Origin of the sequence: Pseudomonas sp. H11T01, from assembly GCF_048515765.1 — a bacterium.
Lineage (GTDB): Bacteria > Pseudomonadota > Gammaproteobacteria > Pseudomonadales > Pseudomonadaceae > Aquipseudomonas.
In genome coordinates this window covers 39,944-61,212 of record NZ_JBLYED010000029.1, presented here as the reverse complement: position 1 = coordinate 61,212, position 21,269 = coordinate 39,944, and the positions used below count along the sequence as shown (strand labels likewise).

Genomic DNA, 21,269 nt, shown 5'->3' with positions numbered 1-21,269 from the left:
ACATTTAACCCAGCCTCTCGTCGCACCCTGGCTCGGGCTAATGAAAGCCCCGCCGTCAGCAGTCGCGAATCATAACATCATCTGCCACCGACACCCACGATCCACCCTGCCCCTGATGCCGCCGCATCTCGTCGGCACTCGGTACCCTCACTCACCAAAATCCCGAAAACGCTGAGGCGCGCTGCAGATCATCTGCTATGGACACTTTCCTTCCCGCGCTCCTGCCCTGAATTTGCATGCAATCAACATCAACGGGGCATAGCCAACAATCAGCCCTGTGACCCCGGGAACAAGCCCCTTCCCTACAGCAACGGCCAAAGGCAACAACCAGAGAGTATTCATCCCAATGACAGCAAGCACCACTGCCTTATGGCTTCGATAGTGTCGAGAGGCATATTGATAAGCATGACTACGATGGGCCTCGTAAACCTTGTCGCCGTTCAACAGCCGCCTGGCAAGCGTCCACGTCGAATCGACAATAAACACCCCAAGCAGAATCAGCCAACTCCAAAGCAATTCCGATGATGCGCCCCCCGCATCAACGGCCAACACACCCAGAATGATTCCCAAGAAACCACTCCCGGCATCGCCCATGAAAATTCGTGCAGGAGGGAAGTTCCAGCAAAGAAAACCCGCCACAGCAGCCGCCAGAATCAGCGGAGCCCAAATCAGTTCAACGGTTCCGCTAAGCCAATAAACCAGACACATTCCCAAGCAGACACTGATCGCTTCAGCACTGGCCAAACCATCAATGCCGTCCATGAAGTTATAGAGGTTAAGCATCCACACCAAATAAACCAAGGCCAGAACATCACCAAACCATCCAAGATCAACCATGACACCAAAGAGCGGTATTGGTGGAAGGCCGTTTAACCAGAACAGTGCCCACGCAGCCGCGATGAAGTGCCCCAGTAGCCGCCATCTGGCAGCGATATGCCCATGGTCGTCGGTGAAACCAATGACCGCGACGAGCAGGCCGGAGCCCAGCAGCCCATACAATGCGGCATAGCTCAGCAGGTCGAGGCCAGTAAGAATGGGAAGCGCCAGCACAAAGGTGACAACAATGGCTACGCCTCCACCGCGAGGTGTAGGGACTGTGTGGGAACTGCGTTCGTTGGGTATGTCCATCAAGCTCTGGGCTAGGGCATAACGGCGCAAGACGAGCGTCAATGCCCAGGAAACAGCGAATACCGTGAGTAGCACCCACCAAAAAGTCATTTCGTTTGCTTATCCAAGTAATGGCCAGCGGTCTGACGCATGGCTGTGTCCATATTGATGGGGGGGGTCCACCCCAATAACTCGCGGCTCTTACTGATATCGACCTGCAACGACCCGCAGATGCGCTGGGCCACGGCTTGCTTGCTCAGTGCTGAAGCTGCCAGCTTCAATAGCCCCTCAGGTAGTGGCAGCAGTCGAGCATTTTTACCCAAAGCCCGGGCCAATCGTCGCAGCAACTGGGTTGTGGATAAATCTTCACCGTCGCTGACCAGGAAAGTGTTGTTCGCCGCAGCAGGATGATCGATGCAGGTGACTATCAGGTCTACCAGGTTTCCGATAGCCACCAAGCTCCGCTGGTTACGAATCGCGCCAAATGGCAAAGGGATACCTTTATTGAGCCAACTCAACATGCTCAGGAAGTTGGCTTTGACCCCCGGCCCATAGACCAATGGTGGGCGGATGATTACCACCTCCATACCAGTCTCGTGACCGAGTTGCTTCAACGCTTCTTCGGCTTCGTGCTTGGACACACCATAAGGATCAACCGGGGCCGGACGATCATCGGCTTTGAACGGTTTGCCTGGGATGGTGCTTTCACCGTTGACCTTGATCGAACTGATGAAGATGAAGCGTTTTACCCCCGATTCGGCGGCGCGCTGCGCCAGCCTGAGGGTGCCTTCTACATTGACTTTGCGAAACTCGGCCAAGGCGTCCATGGCGGTTTCATTCATCACGTGCACTCGGGCAGCGGCGTGGATGACCACGCGTACATCATTTAGCGTGGGCAAGGCCTTGGCGTCGGTCAAATCGAAAGGTACAACGGGGCACAAACCATGCAGCCGCGTTGCACCGCGAGCAGCCGCGATTGGGGTGAACTTCTTGTCCAACAACAGCCTGAAGACCAGCGCTTCGCCAACAAACCCGCTTGCCCCTGTGACCAAAACCTTAGGGTCTGTCATTCAGCTTTATTCCCGATCACCGCCGTGGCGCAGCAAATACAAAAGAAGAACACCTTGTCGCGCACACGACGCCGGCATTTCCAGGCACTCAATGAGAGCTTTAATAATTGCCTGCGCCCCAAGCGCAGCCAGTCTTGGACAAAGGGATCGCTGCTTTGCCCAACCAGGCATGTGATGAGCCGGACTTGAGAGAACCACCAGCCGTCGTGAATGGTTTTGTAGCGTGCGATCAATGGGTTTATTCCAGTATTGGCCCCCACTTGATTACGCTCATGCTGGCGGTATTGCATCGTCGGAAGCGGATCGATGAACCACGTGTAGCCATGGCTACGTGCAAAGGCGTAGCAGTACCAGTCATGCAAGCTGACTTCCTGCAGTTGCTGCCAATTGGCGAGTATGGACGCCTTCAACGATGCCGCCAGACTTTTGCCAAACACGTAAGTGCAGCCAGGCCCGGCCGCCTCGAACAGGAAGTCCCAGGTAACCTGTGGCTGCGCCTTATCCAGTAACTGGGTTCTGCCATTTGGCCAGAAGGCGGTGACGTTGCTCGAATAAGCCGTATATTTGCCGGTATTCAGGACCCGTATCGCCCGCTCGAGTTTGTCAGCGTGCCAAACGTCATCCTGATCGGCAAAGGCAATGAAGTCATAGCCGTCGAAATCGACATCACGGATCAACCGGAAAAAATTACGTGAAGCGCCGCCGAAGGTGCCGGCGGCTGGTAGCAATACCACGCGAGCGTGATCAGCGGCATATGCGGCGCACCAAGCCTCGGTGTCATCCGTTGAAGGATCGACGCTGATATAAACTGTCACATCGACTGATTGCTGGTTGAGGATCGAGGCAAGCTGCTCTTCGATCCATTGCATTCCATTGTAGGCAGCCAGCAAAACTGCAATTTTAGGACGTTTTACTGGCATGCCAATCCTGCTTAAACGGTTCGAACGTTGCCGTCCAGAAGGTAACGCGGTCGTCTCAGCGGGAAGGCGAGTCCAACAGTTTCTGCAGGTACTGACCGTAGCCGGTCTTCTTCAGAGCATCAGCTTGAGCGCCCAACTGCTCGGCAGTGATCCAGCCGTTGTGATAGGCGATCTCTTCCAGGCAAGCCACTTTCAAACCCTGGCGCTGCTCGATGGTGTGCACAAAGTGACTGGCTTCAAGCAGCGAATCGTGGGTACCGGTGTCGAGCCAGGCGAAGCCGCGACCGAGCATTTCGACATTCAAAGTCTTTTGCTCGAGATAGGCACGGTTGACGTCGGTAATTTCCAGCTCGCCGCGCTCAGAAGGCTTGATGTTCTTGGCGATATCGACGACCTGGTTGTCGTAGAAATACAGGCCGGTCACTGCGTAGCTGGATTTTGGCTTGAGCGGCTTTTCTTCGATGCTCAGGGCACGACCCGAGGCGTCGAACTCAACCACGCCAAAACGCTCAGGATCTGAAACGTGGTAACCGAACACTGTAGCGCCGTGTTGTTGGGTAGTGGCAGAGCGCAGATTATCCGAGAAGTGCTGACCGTAGAAGATGTTATCGCCCAGGATCAGACAGCATGGATCCTTACCGATGAACTCTTCGCCGATGATAAAGGCTTGGGCCAAGCCGTCCGGGCTTGGCTGCTCGGCATAAGTCAGCTGAATACCGTACAAACTGCCATCACCCAGCAGCTTGCGGAAGCACGGCAAATCTTCAGGAGTGGAGATGATCAAAATCTCACGCATACCCGCGAGCATCAGTACTGACAGCGGATAAAAAATCATCGGCTTGTCGTAGATGGGCAGCATTTGCTTCGACACACCCAGTGTCAACGGATGCAAACGCGTACCCGAGCCGCCTGCGAGGATGATGCCTTTGCGATTTGTCGTGTTGATCATTTATTGAGAACTTCCATAAGCATTCGGGTTACGCCACTTTGCCAATCCGGCAGATGCAGAGAAAAACTGTCACGCAGCTTCTGAGTATTCATTCGGGAATTCAGAGGCCGGCGGGCGGGTGTCGGATAAGCCACCGTGTCTATGGGAGTAATCTCAACCACGGCTAACTGCTCACCATTGGCCCGCGCAAAATTTATTACATGACTAGCATAGCCGTGCCACGAGACTTCGCCGGCGGCCGCCAAGTGATACACGCCCACCAGGCCAGGACGATCAACGATCTTTGGAATCGCCAACGCTGTAACGTCTGCGATCAGATCTGCACCAGTGGGTGCGCCGATCTGATCAGCAATAACGCTCAAAGTTTCCCGGTCCTTGGCCAAACGCAACATGGTCTTGGCAAAGTTGTTACCGCGGGCGCCATAGACCCAACTGGTGCGAAAGATCAGGTGCTTGCAGCCCGAAGCGGTAATGGCCTGCTCGCCAGCAAGTTTACTCGCACCGTAATGATTCACTGGCGCAACTGCGTCATCTTCTTGCCATGGCTTTTGCCCGCTGCCGCTGAACACGTAGTCCGTCGAGTAGTGAATCAGCCAGGCATCCAGGGACAACGCTTCCTCGGCCATGACCTGGCTCGCCAGAGCATTTACGCGCGTTGCGAGCTCAGGCTCTGATTCGGCTTTATCCACCGCCGTGTAAGCCGCAGCGTTGACGATCACATCGGGTTTGACCTGACGAATCGTTGCACGCAGCGCGTCAAGATCGGACAAGTCACCGCATAGCCCATCGACCGCATGACGGTCCAAAGCGATCACCTCGCCGAGTGGCGAAAGTGAACGCTGCAGTTCCCAGCCAACCTGCCCGTTCTTTCCAAGCAGTAGGATTTTCATGCTTTGCCTGAGCGATCGGCATAGTTTTTATCAATCCACTGTTGATAGCTGCCACTTTTCACGTGTGCAACCCATTCAGTGTTGTTGAGGTACCACTCGACGGTTTTGCGGATTCCGGTTTCGAATGTCTCTTCAGGCACCCAACCCAACTCACGCTGGATTTTGCTGGCATCGATTGCATAGCGCTGATCGTGACCCGGGCGATCTTGAACATAGGTGATCAAGCTTGCATGTGGGCGATGCACGGAGTCCGGACGCAGCTCATCAAGCAGCGCGCAAAGGGTATGCACCACTTCAATATTCTGCTTTTCGTTGTGACCGCCAATGTTGTAGGTCTCGCCGATGACGCCTTCGGTCACGACTTTGTACAGGGCTCGTGCATGGTCTTCGACGTAGAGCCAGTCGCGAACCTGATTGCCTTTTCCATAGACCGGCAACGGCTTGCCTTCCAGCGCGTTGAGAATGATCAGCGGGATCAGCTTCTCCGGGAAGTGGCAAGGACCGTAGTTGTTCGAGCAGTTGGTGACCAGTGTAGGCAAGCCGTAAGTACGGCTCCAGGCACGAACCAGGTGATCAGAACTGGCCTTGCTGGCCGAGTACGGCGAGCTTGGCTGGTAGGGCGTTGTTTCAGTGAAGAGGTCTTCCGGACCTTCGAGGTCTCCGTAGACTTCATCGGTAGAAATATGGTGGAAGCGAAAATTGGCTTTACGCTCATCATCCATGGCACTCCAATAGTGGCGAGCAGCCTCTAACAAAGTGTAAGTACCGATAATATTGGTTTGGATGAACTCGGAAGGACCGGAGATCGAGCGATCGACGTGGGATTCAGCCGCGAGGTGCATGATCGTATCGGGCTGGTGCTCGCGCAGGACGCGATCCACCTGATCCCGGTCGCAGATATCCACGCGCTCGAAAACATAGCGCTCACTCTGAGCAGCTTCTGCCACAGACTCAAGGTTACCCGCGTAAGTAAGCTTATCGAGGTTTACTACGGAGTCAGTAGTATTGGAAATGATATGACGAATGACTGCAGAGCCGATAAACCCGGCGCCGCCGGTTACTAGAATTTTCACGCGAAAACCATACCCTTGAGTTGCTGACAAGGCTGCATACCGAGCGCTGTCTAAACCATAAATGCAAAAGCTATCGTATTAGCCGTAGCCTCTGACGAGTGATCCGCCCGTGCCGCTATCGAGATTCCTATGAAATCTCCGGTTTTTCAGACAGACGTAGCATTTTACAGTTTAAAGACGGATTTACTAACGGATATAGACAGACAACGCGTGAAAACTTGAGGGGCATCCTGCCCTGGTCGCAATCAAACCAAGCGCTTGCGTCGCGCTCGTGAGGTGCGACTGACAAACCAGCCGATCGAAGGCCCAATCAGCATCCCTATCAACAGCGCAGCTACGGTGACAACTGATACAGGCAACTGCGGCCCAGCCCAGCCCAGGAACAGCAAGGAAACTGATTGTTGGTTCTCAAGCACAAAAGCCAGAATCGCCAGCACTAGCAAGAGAACAGCTACCAGGAGGAGCACACGCTTCAAACTACGCATGAATTGCTCCTTGAGCAGACGCTATCAAATCTCGTCCTCCTCATCCTCATTCACCCGATCCCGGAGCTCTTTGCCCGGCTTGAAGTGGGGAACGAATTTGCCGTCAAGGCTGACGGACTGACCGGTTTTTGGATTGCGACCTACGCGCGGTGCGCGGTAGTGCAAAGAGAAGCTGCCAAAGCCACGGATTTCGATACGATCACCGGTAGCCAGGCACTGGGACATTTGCTCAAGCATGGTCTTGATGGCCAGCTCGACATCCTTGGATGACAGCAGCCCTTGATGGGTGACAATTCGTTCGATCAACTCCGACTTCGTCATATTTTTCCCTTCTTTTTCAAGCAGCTAGATCAGCGCTTCAAAGGTTTTAGCATGCTCGGAGGATTTTGAACAGCCCATGTATTGACTTATCTGCACCGCGCTTGAGATAGCCCGTACAGGCCAAGAGTTACGACATTTACAGAGGCCAAAAGTTTTAGCTTTGCATTCAGGTAGCGCCGAACCTGCGCTGCTCATCGGCAGATAACCAGCATGGAACGCGAAAGGAGGCCCGCCGGATTCCAGCCAAATGGATAGTCCTCGGCGCTCTCCTTCACATCGCTGGACTTGGCGACAACCTTGTAGCCTTGCGCCTTACACTCGCGAGTGGCGCGCTTGTAGCATTTATCCCAGCCCGAGCCGAGCCCCGAACAATCGATCTCTATGCCACTAACTCCACGCACCACGTGAGTTTTGGCGCTGGTTGTACATCCTGCAAGAACCAGCACTGCCATTATAAAAATGAGCTTGTTCATTCCCCTCCTTGTGCGGGGGTGCCCCCACCCTGCAGTCGCTTGCTTCAAGTCAAAGCCTAGCCTAACCCTGAATAGACGATTGAACAGTTCGCAGGACGCATTGAGCGAACCCCCAAAAGATCAAAAGATCGCAGCCTGCGGCAGCTCCTACGGGGTTTTGTATACAGCGCGAGTTGCAGGTCAAATCGCAGGCACAAAAAAGGGCGACCGAAGTCGCCCTTTTTCTATGGTCCGACAGAACTTAGTTCTGTTTTTCCATTTGTGCACGCAACAGGTCGCCCAGAGTGGTAGGACCAGCAGCGATATCCGAAGTAGCTGGCTTCTCGCGCAGGCTCTGGATAGCTTCTTTCTCGTCTTCAACGTCTTTCGACTTGATGGACAGCTGGATTACACGGCTCTTGCGGTCAACGCTGATGATCTTGGCTTCAACTTCTTCGCCTTCTTTCAGAACGTTACGTGCATCTTCGATGCGGTCACGGCTGATTTCGGAGGCTTTCAGAGTAGCTTCGATATCGGTAGCGAGGGTGATGATGGCGCCTTTGGCGTCAACTTCTTTCACGATACCCTTAACGATTGCGCCTTTGTCGTTCTCTTGAACGTACTCGGAGAACGGATCGCTTTCCAGCTGCTTGATACCCAGGGAGATACGCTCACGCTCTGGATCAACAGACAGGATGACGGTGTCGAGCTCGTCGCCCTTCTTGAAGCGACGTACGGCTTCTTCGCCCACTTCGTTCCAGGAGATGTCGGACAGGTGAACCAGGCCGTCGATGCCGCCGTCCAGACCAATGAAGATACCGAAATCGGTGATCGACTTGATGGTGCCGGAGATTTTATCGCCCTTGTTGAACTGGCCAGAGAAATCTTCCCATGGGTTAGATTTGCACTGCTTGATGCCGAGGGAGATACGACGACGCTCTTCGTCGATGTCCAGAACCATAACTTCCACTTCGTCGCCGACTTGTACGACTTTCGAAGGGTGGATGTTCTTGTTGGTCCAGTCCATTTCGGAAACGTGTACCAGGCCTTCCACGCCTTCTTCCAGCTCAGCGAAGCAGCCGTAGTCGGTCAGGTTGGTTACACGCGCGGTTACGCGAGTGCTTTCTGGGTAACGAGCTTTGATAGCGACCCATGGATCTTCGCCCAGCTGCTTCAAGCCCAGGGAAACACGATTGCGTTCGCGATCGTACTTCAGAACCTTGACATCGATCTCGTCGCCAACGTTGACGATTTCGGAAGGATGCTTGATACGCTTCCAAGCCATGTCGGTAATGTGCAGCAGGCCATCGACGCCACCCAGATCGACGAATGCGCCGTAATCGGTGAGGTTTTTGACGATACCTTTGACTTGCTGACCTTCCTGCAAGGATTCCAGCAGAGCTTCGCGCTCAGCGGAGTTCTCGGCTTCGAGGACGCTACGACGGGAAACGACAACGTTGTTGCGTTTCTGGTCGAGTTTGATGACCTTGAATTCGAGCTCTTTGCCTTCCAGGTGCGTGGTGTCGCGCACTGGACGGACGTCAACCAGAGAACCTGGCAGGAACGCACGGATGCCGTTAACGTCGACAGTGAAGCCGCCTTTAACCTTACCGTTGATAACGCCCTTGACCACTTCTTCGGCTGCGAAGGCTGCTTCCAGAACAATCCAGCATTCAGCGCGCTTGGCTTTTTCACGGGACAGTTTGGTTTCGCCAAAGCCGTCTTCGACCGCGTCCAGCGCAACGTGAACTTCATCACCAATGTTGATGTTCAGTTCGCCAGCGTCGTTGTGGAACTGTTCCAGCGGAATGAGGCCTTCAGACTTCAAACCAGCGTGAACGGTTACCCAACCAGCTTGGTAATCGATATCAACGATGACTGCGGTGATGATGGAGCCTGCCTGAAGGTTCAGGGTTTTTAGGCTTTCTTCAAAGAGTTCTGCAAAGCTTTCGCTCATTTTAATTCCTGTTGATAAGGGCGAAGAATACGCCCATCTGCCACATCCCAGACGATGTGGGTTACGTTCATATAAAAGAAAAACCGCAGGACTATGCCTGGTGTCCCCTGCAGAATTTCTTGGTCACCCGGCGATATCGCGAATGGCGATCTCGCTCATGATGCGTTCCAGCACCTGTTCGATGGACAATTCCGTGGAATCCAGCTGTATGGCGTCAGCCGCCGGCTTGAGCGGGGCTACCGCTCGCTGGGTGTCGCGCTCATCGCGCACACGTATCTCATCTAGCAGACTCGACAGACTAACATCATCGCCTTTGGCCTTCAACTGCAAGTAACGGCGACGTGCACGTTCCTCGGCGCTGGCGGTCAGAAAAATCTTCAGCGGCGCATCGGGGAACACTACCGTGCCCATGTCCCGGCCATCAGCCACCAGACCCGGAAGCTCCTGGAACGCCCGCTGACGCTGCAGCAAAGCATCCCGCACCGCTGGCAGCGCGGCTACCTGAGAAGCCCAGGCGCCGACTTGTTCGTTGCGCAAGTCGTCGGTGACGTCATCACCTTCGAGGATAATCCGCTGCGGATGACCTTCGGTCGCCGCGACGAACTGCACGTCGAGATGAGCCGCGAGCAATTTCAGCGACTCCTCATTGGTCAGGTCGACCCCGTGATTACGCGCAGCAAATGCCAACACGCGGTACAGCGCACCGGAATCGAGCAGACACCAGTCCAGACGCTTGGCCAGGATACCCGCGATGGTGCCTTTACCCGAACCGCTCGGCCCATCGATGGTAATGACAGGTGCTTTGACGATCACGACTGAACCTCTTGCGCAACGCGGATACCAACTTGCGCGCACAACGCGAGGAAGTTAGGGAAAGACGTCGCGACGTTGGCGCAGTCATGGATACGGATTGGAGCGCTTGCCCGCAACGACGCAACGCTGAACGCCATAGCAATGCGGTGATCGCCATGACCATGCACTTCACCACCACCGATCTGACCACCATCGATGATGATGCCGTCCGGGGTCGGCTCGCATTTGACGCCCAGCGCCAGCAAACCATCGGCCATCACTTGAATACGATCCGACTCTTTGACGCGCAGCTCTTCTGCGCCACGCAGTACTGTGCGCCCGTGGGCACAGGCGGCAGCCACGAACAGCACAGGGAATTCGTCGATGGCCAACGGAACCAGCTCCTCCGGGATCTCGATACCCTTCAGTTTAGCCGCACGCACACGCAGATCAGCCACAGGCTCGCCGCCGACTTCACGCTGGTTTTCCAGAGTGATATCAGCGCCCATCAGACGCAAAATATCGATCACGCCGGTACGGGTCGGGTTGATACCGACGTGCTCAAGCACCAATTCAGAGCCTTCGGCAATCGACGCTGCGACCAGGAAGAATGCAGACGAGGAAATATCCCCCGGGACTTCAATATGGGTCGCCGTCAGTTTGTGCCCGGACTCGACCGAAGCCGTAGCGCCATTCACGGTGACCGGGTAGCCGAAACCACGCAACATACGCTCGGTATGGTCGCGAGTCGGAGCCGGCTCGGTGACAGTGGTTTTGCCATCGGCGTACAGACCAGCCAACAGCAAGCAGGATTTCACCTGAGCACTGGCCATCGGCATGGTGTAGGTCAGGCCTTTGAGCTTATTACCACCGCGAATGGTCATCGGTGGACGACCGTCTTCGGCCGTCTCGATGACTGCGCCCATTTCGCGCAGCGGATTGGCCACACGGTTCATCGGCCGCTTGGACAGCGAAGCGTCACCGGTCAAGGTGCTGTCGAAGCTCTGAGCCGCCAGCAAACCCGACAGCAGGCGCATCGATGTACCGGAGTTACCCAAGTAGATCGGACCCGGAGCGGGCTTCAAGCCGTGCAGGCCGACGCCGTGAATGGTCACGCGGCCATGGTGCGGACCTTCGATCACAACACCCATGTCACGGAAAGCCTGCAGCGTCGCCAAGGCATCTTCGCCCTCGAGGAAACCTTCGACTTCAGTGGTGCCCTCAGCGAGGGAGCCGAGCATGATTGAACGGTGGGAAATCGATTTGTCGCCTGGTACACGAATCCGCCCAGTCAGGCGGCCACCAGGATTAGCCAGGAAAATCAGGTCGTTGGAGTTCATAGCGTCCACATAGGCCCGGCGGGCCAGGATTTTACTGAAATGCTCGCGGGCAACCCGGGCGCGTGTAAAAACGCCCAACAGTTGGTGCCCGTCCCCTGCATCGACCGCGTCGCGCAAGGCGTCGAGATCGCTGCGAAATGTATCGAGTGTGCGCAGAACAGCTTCGCGATTGGCGAGGAAGATGTCGTGCCACATGACCGGGTCACTGCCAGCGATTCTTGTGAAATCGCGGAAACCGCCCGCAGCGTAACGGAAGATCTCAAGATTTTCACTTCGCTTGGCCAACGAATCGACCAAACCGAATGCCAGTAAGTGCGGTAAATGGCTTGTAGCCGCCAGCACTTCATCATGACGCTCGACCTGCATGTGCTCGACATCCGCACCCAACTCGCGCCACAGCCTGTCGACTATTGCCAGCGCAGCCGGATCGGTCTGCTCCAGCGGAGTCAGAATCACTTTGTGTCGACGGAACAACTGCGCATCGGAGGCTTCCACCCCACTCTGTTCGGAACCGGCAATCGGATGACCCGGCACGAAACGCGCCGGCATGCCACCGAATGCCTCGCTCGCAGCGCGCACCACATTGCCTTTAGCGCTGCCCACATCCGTCAGAATCGCCCGCCCCAGGTCCATGCCCGCCAAAACGGCCAGCAATTTTTCCATCGCCAGAATTGGCACTGCCAACTGAATGACGTCGGCACCGATGCAAGCGACAGCAAGGTCTTCTTCGCAGCGATCCACCACACCCAGCTCAACCGCCAGCTTGCGCGATTGCGGATCAAGATCGACGCCCACTACCTCGCGGCACAGGCCACTTTCGCGCAAGCCTTTGGCAAAGGAACCACCGATAAGCCCCAGACCGACCACCACTAGGCGACCGATCATAGGCACTGCAGGTTGCACTGCAATGACATCAACCACGAGCCAGAACCTTGGCCAGCGCCTCGAGGAAGCGGCTGTTTTCAGCCGGCAAACCGATGGTGATGCGCAGGTGATTCGGCATGCCGTAGTTGGCCACCGGACGCACGATCACACCTTCATGCAGCAGACCCTGGAACACCGGTGCCGCGACGCGACCCAGATCGACCGCAATGAAGTTGCCTTTGGACGGAATCCAGCTCAGGCCCAACTCGCGAAAGCCCGCTTCCAGCTGATGCATGCCGGATTCGTTCAAGCGACGGCTTTCGGCCAGATATTCGGCGTCCTGCAGAGCAGCACAGGCCGCAGCCAAAGCCAGGCTGTTGACGTTGAACGGCTGACGCACGCGGTTCAGCACATCGGCGACGACTGCCGTGGACAGGCCATAACCGACACGCAACGCGGCCAGACCATAAGCCTTGGAGAACGTCCGCGAGACCAGCAGATTCGGGTAAGCCGCGAGGAAATCCAGACCATCTGGAAGATCGCTTCCTTCGGCATATTCGATATAGGCTTCATCGAGTACCACCAGCACCTGCTCGGGCACATCCTGAAGGAATTCGTCCAATGCCTCGGCACCGAACCAGGTGCCGGTCGGGTTGTTCGGATTGGCAATGAAGACCACGCGGGTATTGCTGTCGATGGCTTCGAGCATCGCCGGTAAATCGTGACCCCAGTCTTTGGCCGGGATCACCCGCGCCTCGGCACCCACGGCCTGGGTGACGATCGGATAGACGGCGAACGCATGCTCACTGAACACCGCATTCAGACCGGGCGCCAGATAGGCACGGGCGACCAGCTCCAGAATGTCATTGGAACCGTTACCCAAAGTCACCTGATCGAGCTGCACACGGCACTGCTCGGCCAACAAACTCTTGAGGGCAAAGCCGTTGCCATCCGGATAACGGGTCAGCTCGACCAGCTCTTCGCGAATCGCCGCCAAGGCTTTAGGACTGGCACCCAACGGGTTTTCATTGCTCGCCAGTTTGACGATTTTTGCCGGATCTATATTCAGCTCGCGAGCCAGTTCGTCCACGGGTTTGCCTGGGACGTAAGGCGAAAGCTGTTGCACGCCCGGCTGTGCCAGAGCGAGGAAGTCACCACTCATTATTAAAGCCTCAGAGAACCGCTTTCGGGTAGGAACCCAGCACTTTGAGTGCCACTGCTTCCTGACTGATCTTCTCCAGCACAGCCTTGATCAACGGATCACGGTGATGGCCGACGAAGTCGATGAAGAACACATAGGTCCATTTGCCACTGCGCGAAGGCCGGGTTTCGATCCGCGTCAGGTCGATGCCATTGTCGTGGAACGGAACCAGCAGCTCGTGTAGCGCACCGGGCTTGTTGCTCATGGAGACGATGATAGAGGTCTTGTCGTCGCCGGTCGGTGGCACTTCCTGGCTGCCAATCATCAAGAAACGCGTGGAATTGTCCGGGCGGTCCTCGATTTTTTCGGCCAGACGAGTCAGGCCGTACAAGCCTGCCGCCATATCACCAGCAATGGCTGCCGAGTTCCACTCACCCTTGACCCGCTTGGCTGCTTCGGCGTTGCTGGAAACCGCCACGCGCTCGACATTCGGGTAATGGGCATCCAGCCACTTGCGGCACTGAGCCAGGGACTGGGCGTGGGAATAGATGCGGCTGATGCTGTCAGTCTTGGTGTTTTCACCGACCAACAGGTGATGGTGGATACGTAGCTCGACTTCGCCACAGATCACCATGTCGTGCTCGAGGAAGCTGTCGAGGGTGTGGTTGACCGCACCCTCAGTGGAGTTTTCCACCGGGACCACACCAAAATTCACCGCACCGGCAGCCACTTCACGGAACACTTCGTCAATCGCCGCCATCGGCTTGCTGATCACGGCATGACCAAAGTGCTTCATGGCGGCTGCTTGAGTGAAGGTGCCTTCCGGGCCGAGATAAGCCACTTTCAGCGGCTGCTCCAGCGCCAGGCACGAAGACATGATTTCGCGAAACAGGCGCGCCATTTCTTCGTTGCCCAACGGACCTTTATTGCGTTCCATGACTTTCTTGAGCACCTGAGCTTCGCGCTCAGGACGATAGAACACCGGCACTTCGCCTTCGGCCAGTGAAGCCATCTTTACTCGCGCGACTTCCTGGGCGCAGCGCGCACGCTCACTGATCAGCTCGAGGATTTTCTCGTCCAGGCTGTCAATGCGCAGGCGCAGTGCCTTGAGTTCTTGCTCAGACATTAGCCGTGTTCCTTCTCGAACTCTGCCATGTACGCCACCAGCGCGTTGACCGCGGTAATGTCGACGGCGTTGTAGATAGAGGCGCGCATGCCACCTACCGAACGGTGACCCTTGAGGTTCAACAGACCGCGCTCCTCGGCACCCGCCAGGAACGGCTTGTCGAGACGATCGTCAGCCAGACGGAACGGTACGTTCATCCACGAACGATCAGTCTTGTTGATCGGGTTGCTATACAGGCCGCTGGCATCGATGAAGCCATACAGCGTGCGCTGCTTGATGTCGTTGAGCTTGCCGATGGCTTCTACGCCACCTTGCTCTTTCAACCATTCGAAGACCAGACCGGACAGGTACCAGGCCAAGGTTGGCGGAGTGTTGTACATGGAGCCGTTGTCGGCCGCGACTTTGTAGTCGAGCATGGTCGGGCAGATTGAACGGGCACGACCCAGCAGGTCTTCGCGAACGATGTTGACGACGATGCCGCTCGGGCCGATGTTTTTCTGTGCGCCGGCGTAGATCATGCCGAAACGCGAGACATCCACAGGACGGGACAGGATGTCCGAAGACATGTCTGCGACCAGCGGAACATCACCGGTTTCCGGGATCCAGCTGAATTCCAGGCCGCCAATGGTTTCGTTCGGCGCGTAGTGCACGTAGGCCGCGTCTTGCGACAGCTTCCATTCGTTCTGACCGGGAATTGCGAAATAATCGTAAGGCCTGGCCGTTGCCGCCACATTGACGGTGCCAAAGCGCGAAGCTTCTTCAATGGCTTTCTGCGACCAGATACCGGTGTCGATATAGTCGGCTTTGCCAGTTTCCGGCAACAGATTCAGAGGAATCTGAGCAAATTGCTGACTGGCGCCGCCTTGCAGAAACAGCACTTTATAGTTCGAGGGGATATCCAGCAGATCACGCAGATCCTGCTCGGCCTTGGTCGCGATGGACACGAACTCATCACTGCGATGGCTCATTTCCATGACCGACAGGCCCTTGCCGTGCCAGTCCAGTAACTCGGACTGGGCACGCAACAGGACAGCTTCAGGCAGCGCAGCAGGACCCGCGCAGAAGTTATAGGCTCGTTTGCTCACATCCACTCTCGCTATGCATTCACGGTAGCGGACAGAGCAAACACTCTGCCCTGCTACGATTTCATTTAGTCTTGCGACTCTTCTTCGTCTGCGGCGCCAGCCTGCTGGCTTTCGACTGCATCGTCCGGATCGACAACCGCATCCAGCACAACACCTTCGAACTCAGCGCCTTCCTCGCCTTCCAGCTCTTCGCCTTCGACTTCGGATGGCTCCTGAACGCGCTCCAGACCGACCAGTGTTTCGTCGCTTGCCAGCTTGATCAGGGTCACGCCCTGAGTGTTGCGGCCGAGACTGGACACTTCGTCGACGCGGGTACGAACCAACGTGCCCTGGTCGGAAATCAGCATAATTTCCTCGCCGTCGAGCACCTGGACTGCACCGACCAGACGGCCGTTACGATCGTTGCTGACCATGGCGATAACGCCCTGACCGCCACGCTTGTACTCAGGGAACTCGCTGATGGCCGTACGCTTGCCATAACCACGCGCCGAAGCGGTGAGGATCTGGCTGCCTTCTTCCGGGATCAGCATGGAAATCAGCTTCTGACCTTCCGGCAGACGCATGCCACGCACACCGCGAGCGGTACGACCCATGGCGCGAACATCGGACTCTTTGAAGCGGGTAACCTTGCCGCCGTCGGAGAACAGCATGACTTCGCGCTCGCCGTCAGTGATCGCGGCGGAAATCAGTACGTCACCTTCGTCCAGCTCCAGCGCGATCAAGCCAACGCTGCGTTGACGGCTGAATTGCTCCAGCGGGGTCTTCTTCACGGTACCGTCAGCGGTGGCCATGAAGATGTAGTGACCTTCGGTGTATTCGTCGACCGGCAGCATGGTGGTGATGTATTCACCCTCACCCAGCGGCAGCAGGTTGACCAACGGACGACCACGGGCAGCGCGGGATGCTTCCGGAATCTCGTAGGTTTTCAGCCAGTAGACCTTGCCCTTGCTGGAGAACAGCAGCAGCGTGGTGTGGCTGTTGGCGACCAGCAGGTGAGCGATGTAGTCCTCATCCTTGACGCCGGTAGCCGATTTACCTTTACCGCCACGACGCTGAGCCTGGTACGCAGCCAATGGCTGGGTCTTGGCATAGCCACCGTGGGAGATGGTCACGACGCGCTCCTCTTCCGGGATCATATCACCCAGGGTCAGGTCGAGACGGGCATCGAGAATCTCGGTGCGACGCACATCGCCGTACTCGGCACGAATGACTTCCAGTTCCTCGCGGATCACTTCCATCAGGCGCACAGCGCTGTTGAGGATGCGGATCAGCTCACCGATCTGGTTGAGGATTTCCTGGTATTCGGCCAGCAGTTTTTCGTGTTCCAGGCCAGTCAGACGATGCAGACGCAGCTCAAGAATGGCTTGCGCCTGCTCTGGCGAAAGGAAGTACTTGCCTTCGCGCAGACCGTATTGCGGATCGAGGTTGTCCGGACGGCAGGAATCAGCACCGGCACGCTCGACCATCGCGACCACTGCGCTGGACTCCCAAGGCGTGCTGATCAGCGCTTCCTTGGCTTCCGACGGCGTTGGCGAAGCCTTGATCAGGGCGATGACCGGGTCGATGTTCGACAGGGCTACCGCTTGACCTTCAAGTATGTGGCCACGCTCGCGGGCTTTACGCAGCTCGAACACGGTACGACGGGTTACGACTTCGCGGCGGTGACGCACGAAGGCTTCCAGCAGATCCTTCAGGTTGAGGATCCGCGGACGACCGTCGATCAGCGCAACGATGTTGATACCGAACACGCTTTGCAGCTGAGTCTGAGCGTAGAGGTTGTTGAGGATCACCTCAGGCACTTCGCCACGACGCAGCTCGATCACGACGCGCATGCCGTCCTTGTCGGACTCGTCACGCAGCTCGGTGATACCTTCGAGCTTCTTCTCTTTAACCAGCTCGGCGATCTTCTCGATCAGACGCGCCTTGTTCAACTGGTAAGGGAGTTCGGTGATGACGATCTGCTGACGACCACCGACCTTGTCGATGTCTTCGATGATCGAACGGGCACGCATGTAAATGCGCCCGCGACCGGTACGGTAGGCTTCGATGATACCGGCGCGACCGTTGATGATCGCGGCCGTCGGGAAGTCTGGGCCGGGGATGAATTGCATCAACTCATCGATGGTCAACTCAGGGTTGTCGATGAGCGCCAGGCAACCGTCGATGACTTCACCGAGGTTGTGCGGCGGAATGTTGGTCGCCATGCCCACGGCGATACCGCTGGAGCCGTTGACCAGCAGGTTGGGGATCTTGGTCGGCATGACCGCCGGAATCATTTCGGTGCCGTCGTAGTTCGGCACCCAGTCCACGGTTTCTTTATGCAGGTCGGCCAGCAGCTCGTGCGCCAGCTTGGTCATGCGCACTTCGGTGTATCGCATGGCCGCGGCGTTGTCGCCGTCAACCGAACCGAAGTTACCCTGGCCGTCTACCAGCAGGTAGCGCAGGGAAAAAGGCTGGGCCATACGAACGATGGTGTCGTACACCGCAGTGTCACCATGGGGGTGATACTTACCGATCACGTCACCGACAACACGGGCAGATTTCTTGTACGGCTTGTTCCAGTCGTTACTCAGCTCGCTCATCGCGAACAGTACGCGCCGGTGCACGGGCTTCAAGCCATCGCGCGCATCAGGCAGTGCCCGCCCGACAATTACGCTCATTGCGTAATCGAGGTAGGACTGCCTCATCTCGTCTTCGATATTGACCGGGATGATTTCTTTGGCCAGTTCGCCCATGAGAAGCCTGATTCCTTTTTCTGGTGAAACTTCGTCACATCCATATGGGACGAACGAAGCTCGTCGACGCAGGCTAAGTGCCATGCATCGACTTACGACAAATCAACGAGTTATGCCATGGATCTGCGCAGTAAAGGCAGCCACATCGGACTGCCTTGGAAACCGCCGAATGTTATCACAATCGCCGCCACGCACCTATCCCCCAGACGCGCATGGAGCATAGTTAGTTGACCGGTGACAGCCTGATAGGGGACGAGAGAGGCTTAGAGGCTTATTGAATGAAGAATTTAAGGCTCAATGACGGTTATTTATGGCCTGAAAGGACCAAATCGCGAGCAATCGAGCGTTGACCGGCTGCTCGCGATAGCTCTCTAACGGATACCAAATACCTTCAATGCAATCGCTTGCGACACATCAACTGGGCCATTTTCGCGGTATCGGGCCGCTCGACAATGCCTTTTTCGGTGATGATCGCGTCGATCAGGTCCGCCGGGGTGACGTCGAATACCGGATTGAAGGCTTCTACATCAGCCCCGACGCGCTTGCCACCAACTTCCAGCAGTTCGCTGCCTTCACGCTCTTCGATGGGGATATCGTCACCACTGGCCAGCGTCATGTCGATGGTCGAACTCGGCGCCACCACCATGAAGCGCACTCCGTGGTGCATGGCGCATACCGCCAATTGGTAAGTACCAATCTTGTTCGCCACATCGCCATTGGCGGTAATCCGGTCAGCACCGACGATCACCCAAGTCACGCCCTTGGTTTTCATGATGTGTGCAGCGGCCGAGTCGGCGTTCAGCGTGACAGGGATCCCTTCATTGGCCAGCTCCCAGGCAGTCAGTCGCGAACCTTGTAGCCAGGGCCGGGTTTCATCGGCGTAAACCCGCTCCACCATGCCTTCCAGCCATGCACCACGAATCACCCCCAGCGCTGTACCGAAGCCGCCGGTGGCCAAGGCGCCGGTATTGCAATGGGTCAGGATTGCCTGGGCATTGCCCTGATGCTTACGGATCAGATCGACACCCAACTGAGCCATGGTCAAATTGGCTTCGCGATCGCTTTCATGAATGGCCAAGGCCTCTGCTTCAAGGACCGCCACCGGATCGGTATGCTCCTTCAGGCGCTCAAGACGCTCGCGCATGCGGTTCAACGCCCAGAATAGATTGACCGCCGTCGGCCGCGAATCCGCGAGCAAGGCAAAATCCTCTTCCAGGGCTGCTTGCCAGTCACCGCCAGCGGCGAACCGCGTGCGCGCCGCCAACACCACACCATAAGCGGCACTGATGCCAATGGCCGGGGCACCGCGCACCACCATCGAGCGAATGGCTTCTGCCACACCCGCAGCGCTGGTATAGGCAATCCAGTTTTCCTCGAATGGCAAAATGCGCTGATCAAGCAGGTACAGAGCGTCATCCCGCCAATCGATGGCCTTCACCTTCTCCGCTGCCAACAGTCGATCGCGCATGCCTCACCCCGTACTCATGAACAAAAGCCGCCGATTATAGCGATCCCCCTGCGAAGACGCTCGGGTATACTTCGCCATCCTTTATAAAAGCACTGGAACCCACCCTCGATGCCGAACCCTGCCGCTGCGCTCGACTTACTATTGCTGCCAACCTGGCTGGTACCTGTCGAACCCGCTGGCGTGGTCCTCAAAGAGCATGGTTTGGGTATCCGCGATGGCCGCATTGCGTTCATCGGACCGCGCGCCGACGCCCTGAAACTCAACGCCACTGAAGTCCGCGAGCTGCCGGGCATGTTGCTCAGCCCCGGCCTGATCAATGCTCACGGGCATGCGGCGATGACACTGTTTCGCGGCTTGGCCGATGACTTGCCGCTGATGACCTGGCTGGAGCAGCATATCTGGCCCGCCGAAGCCAAGTGGGTCGATGAGGACTTTGTTCGCGATGGTACTGATCTGGCCATCGCCGAACAGCTCAAAGGCGGCATCACCTGCTTCTCGGACATGTATTTTTTCCCGAAAGTCGCCAGTGAACGCGTACATAACAGCGGTATTCGCGCGCAAATTGCCATCCCGATCCTCGACTTCCCGATTCCCGGCGCAAGCGATGCTGATGAGGCTATCCGTCAGGGCATCGAGCTGTTCGGCGACCTCAAGCACCATCCGCGCATCAAAATCGCCTTCGGCCCCCATGCACCCTACACCGTCGGCGACGAAAACCTCGAGAAAATCCGGGTCATTGCCGAGGAGCTGGATGCCTCGATTCATATGCACGTCCATGAAACCGCCTTCGAAGTACAGCAATCCGTCGAGCAGCGCGGCGAGCGGCCAATGGCCCGACTGGGGCGTCTGGGCTTGCTCGGTCCGCGCTTCCAGGCCGTACATATGACGCAAATCAGCGATGAAGACCTGGCTTTGCTGGTAGAAAGTAACAGCAGCGTGATTCATTGCCCGGAATCGAACCTGAAACTGGCCAGCGGCTTCTGCCCGGTCGAGCGGTTGTGGCAGGCCGGGGTCAATGTGGCGGTCGGCACCGATGGTGCGGCCAGTAACAATGACCTGGATCTGCTCGGCGAAACCCGCACAGCGGCACTCTTGGCCAAGGCGGTCGCTGGCTCGGCGACCGCTCTGGATGCCCATCGCGCATTGCGCATGGCCACGCTCAACGGCGCACGAGCACTGGGACTGGACACCGAAGTCGGCTCACTGGAAGTCGGCAAGGCTGCTGACCTGGTGGCTTTCGACCTCTCAGGCTTGGCGCAGCAACCCGTTTACGACCCGGTCTCGCAGCTTATATATGCCACCGGCCGGGATTGCGTGAAACACCTTTGGGTCGATGGCAAGCAATTGCTCGACGACCGGCGCCTGACCCGCCTGGATGAACAACAGCTCTGCGCCACCGCCATCGCCTGGGGCAAACGCATCAGCGGCCATTGCGAATAGTTTTTGTGAATAGTCTTTGTAAACAGATAGAAAAACCTTGAGCTGACGTTCAAG

Annotated in this window: 18 protein-coding genes; 1 reads left to right on the top strand and 17 read right to left on the bottom strand. The window is 56.8% G+C overall.

Annotation, left to right across the window (positions count from 1 at the left end):
* Positions 1–195 precede the first annotated feature (195 nt).
* The 17 genes from ACN1C3_RS27890 to mtnA all read right to left on the bottom strand — a co-directional run bounded on the left by ACN1C3_RS27890 (position 196) and on the right by mtnA (position 19,775).
* Complete coding sequence (locus ACN1C3_RS27890) at positions 196–1,218, bottom strand: MraY family glycosyltransferase (RefSeq protein ID WP_419118950.1); 1,023 nt, start codon at positions 1,216–1,218, stop codon at positions 196–198.
* Positions 1,215–2,177 carry a UDP-glucose 4-epimerase family protein gene (locus tag ACN1C3_RS27885; RefSeq protein WP_419118949.1) on the bottom strand — a complete coding sequence of 321 codons (963 nt, stop codon included), beginning with the start codon at positions 2,175–2,177 and terminating at the stop codon, positions 1,215–1,217. The genes ACN1C3_RS27890 and ACN1C3_RS27885 overlap by 4 nt, the downstream gene beginning before the upstream one ends.
* Positions 2,174–3,097 (bottom strand): glycosyltransferase, encoded by a 924-nt coding sequence (locus ACN1C3_RS27880; RefSeq protein ID WP_419118948.1) that lies wholly within the window; start codon positions 3,095–3,097, stop codon positions 2,174–2,176. The genes ACN1C3_RS27885 and ACN1C3_RS27880 overlap by 4 nt, the downstream gene beginning before the upstream one ends.
* A 55-nt stretch (positions 3,098–3,152) precedes the next feature.
* Positions 3,153–4,043, bottom strand: coding sequence for a glucose-1-phosphate thymidylyltransferase RfbA (rfbA, locus tag ACN1C3_RS27875; RefSeq protein WP_419118964.1), 891 nt, complete (start codon positions 4,041–4,043; stop codon positions 3,153–3,155).
* Positions 4,043–4,936 (bottom strand): dTDP-4-dehydrorhamnose reductase, encoded by an 894-nt coding sequence (rfbD, locus tag ACN1C3_RS27870; protein ID WP_419118947.1) that lies wholly within the window; start codon positions 4,934–4,936, stop codon positions 4,043–4,045. The genes rfbA and rfbD overlap by 1 nt, the downstream gene beginning before the upstream one ends.
* Positions 4,933–6,009, bottom strand: a complete 1,077-nt coding sequence (gene rfbB, locus ACN1C3_RS27865) for a dTDP-glucose 4,6-dehydratase (RefSeq protein ID WP_419118946.1) — start codon at positions 6,007–6,009, stop codon at positions 4,933–4,935. Before rfbB ends, rfbD begins: the two co-directional genes overlap by 4 nt.
* Positions 6,010–6,254: 245 nt before the next feature.
* Complete coding sequence (locus ACN1C3_RS27860; protein WP_419118945.1) at positions 6,255–6,494, bottom strand: LapA family protein; 240 nt, start codon at positions 6,492–6,494, stop codon at positions 6,255–6,257.
* Positions 6,495–6,518: 24 nt separating this feature from the next.
* A complete protein-coding gene (ihfB, locus tag ACN1C3_RS27855; protein WP_419118944.1) occupies positions 6,519–6,815 on the bottom strand; it encodes an integration host factor subunit beta in 297 nt (98 codons plus the stop codon).
* A 191-nt stretch (positions 6,816–7,006) separates the two neighbouring features.
* Entirely contained in the window at positions 7,007–7,288 is a 282-nt protein-coding gene (locus tag ACN1C3_RS27850; RefSeq protein WP_419118943.1) for a hypothetical protein, read from the bottom strand.
* Positions 7,289–7,529: 241 nt separating this feature from the next.
* Positions 7,530–9,224: a 30S ribosomal protein S1 gene (rpsA, locus tag ACN1C3_RS27845; protein ID WP_419118942.1), complete on the bottom strand. Its 1,695-nt coding sequence runs from the start codon at positions 9,222–9,224 to the stop codon at positions 7,530–7,532.
* A 123-nt stretch (positions 9,225–9,347) separates the two neighbouring features.
* On the bottom strand, positions 9,348–10,037 hold the full coding sequence (gene cmk / locus ACN1C3_RS27840; RefSeq protein ID WP_419118941.1) for a (d)CMP kinase: 690 nt from the start codon (positions 10,035–10,037) through the stop codon (positions 9,348–9,350).
* A complete protein-coding gene (locus ACN1C3_RS27835) occupies positions 10,034–12,241 on the bottom strand; it encodes a bifunctional prephenate dehydrogenase/3-phosphoshikimate 1-carboxyvinyltransferase (protein WP_419118940.1) in 2,208 nt (735 codons plus the stop codon). Before ACN1C3_RS27835 ends, cmk begins: the two co-directional genes overlap by 4 nt.
* A gap of 28 nt (positions 12,242–12,269) precedes the next feature.
* Positions 12,270–13,382 carry a histidinol-phosphate transaminase gene (hisC, locus tag ACN1C3_RS27830; protein WP_419118939.1) on the bottom strand — a complete coding sequence of 371 codons (1,113 nt, stop codon included), beginning with the start codon at positions 13,380–13,382 and terminating at the stop codon, positions 12,270–12,272.
* Between the two features lie 10 nt (positions 13,383–13,392).
* Complete coding sequence (gene pheA / locus ACN1C3_RS27825) at positions 13,393–14,487, bottom strand: prephenate dehydratase (protein WP_419118938.1); 1,095 nt, start codon at positions 14,485–14,487, stop codon at positions 13,393–13,395.
* Positions 14,487–15,572, bottom strand: coding sequence for a 3-phosphoserine/phosphohydroxythreonine transaminase (serC, locus tag ACN1C3_RS27820; protein WP_419118937.1), 1,086 nt, complete (start codon positions 15,570–15,572; stop codon positions 14,487–14,489). Before serC ends, pheA begins: the two co-directional genes overlap by 1 nt.
* 65 nt (positions 15,573–15,637) lie before the next feature.
* Positions 15,638–18,307, bottom strand: coding sequence for a DNA gyrase subunit A (gene gyrA, locus ACN1C3_RS27815; RefSeq protein WP_419118936.1), 2,670 nt, complete (start codon positions 18,305–18,307; stop codon positions 15,638–15,640).
* A gap of 391 nt (positions 18,308–18,698) precedes the next feature.
* The gene (gene mtnA, locus ACN1C3_RS27810; RefSeq protein WP_419118935.1) at positions 18,699–19,775 is read right to left on the bottom strand and encodes an S-methyl-5-thioribose-1-phosphate isomerase; all 1,077 of its coding nucleotides are present in this window, start codon (positions 19,773–19,775) and stop codon (positions 18,699–18,701) included.
* Positions 19,776–19,883: 108 nt separating this feature from the next.
* Between mtnA and ACN1C3_RS27805 the strand changes: the two genes are divergently transcribed.
* Entirely contained in the window at positions 19,884–21,215 is a 1,332-nt protein-coding gene (locus ACN1C3_RS27805) for a TRZ/ATZ family hydrolase (RefSeq protein ID WP_419118934.1), read from the top strand.
* Positions 21,216–21,269: the final 54 nt, after the last annotated feature.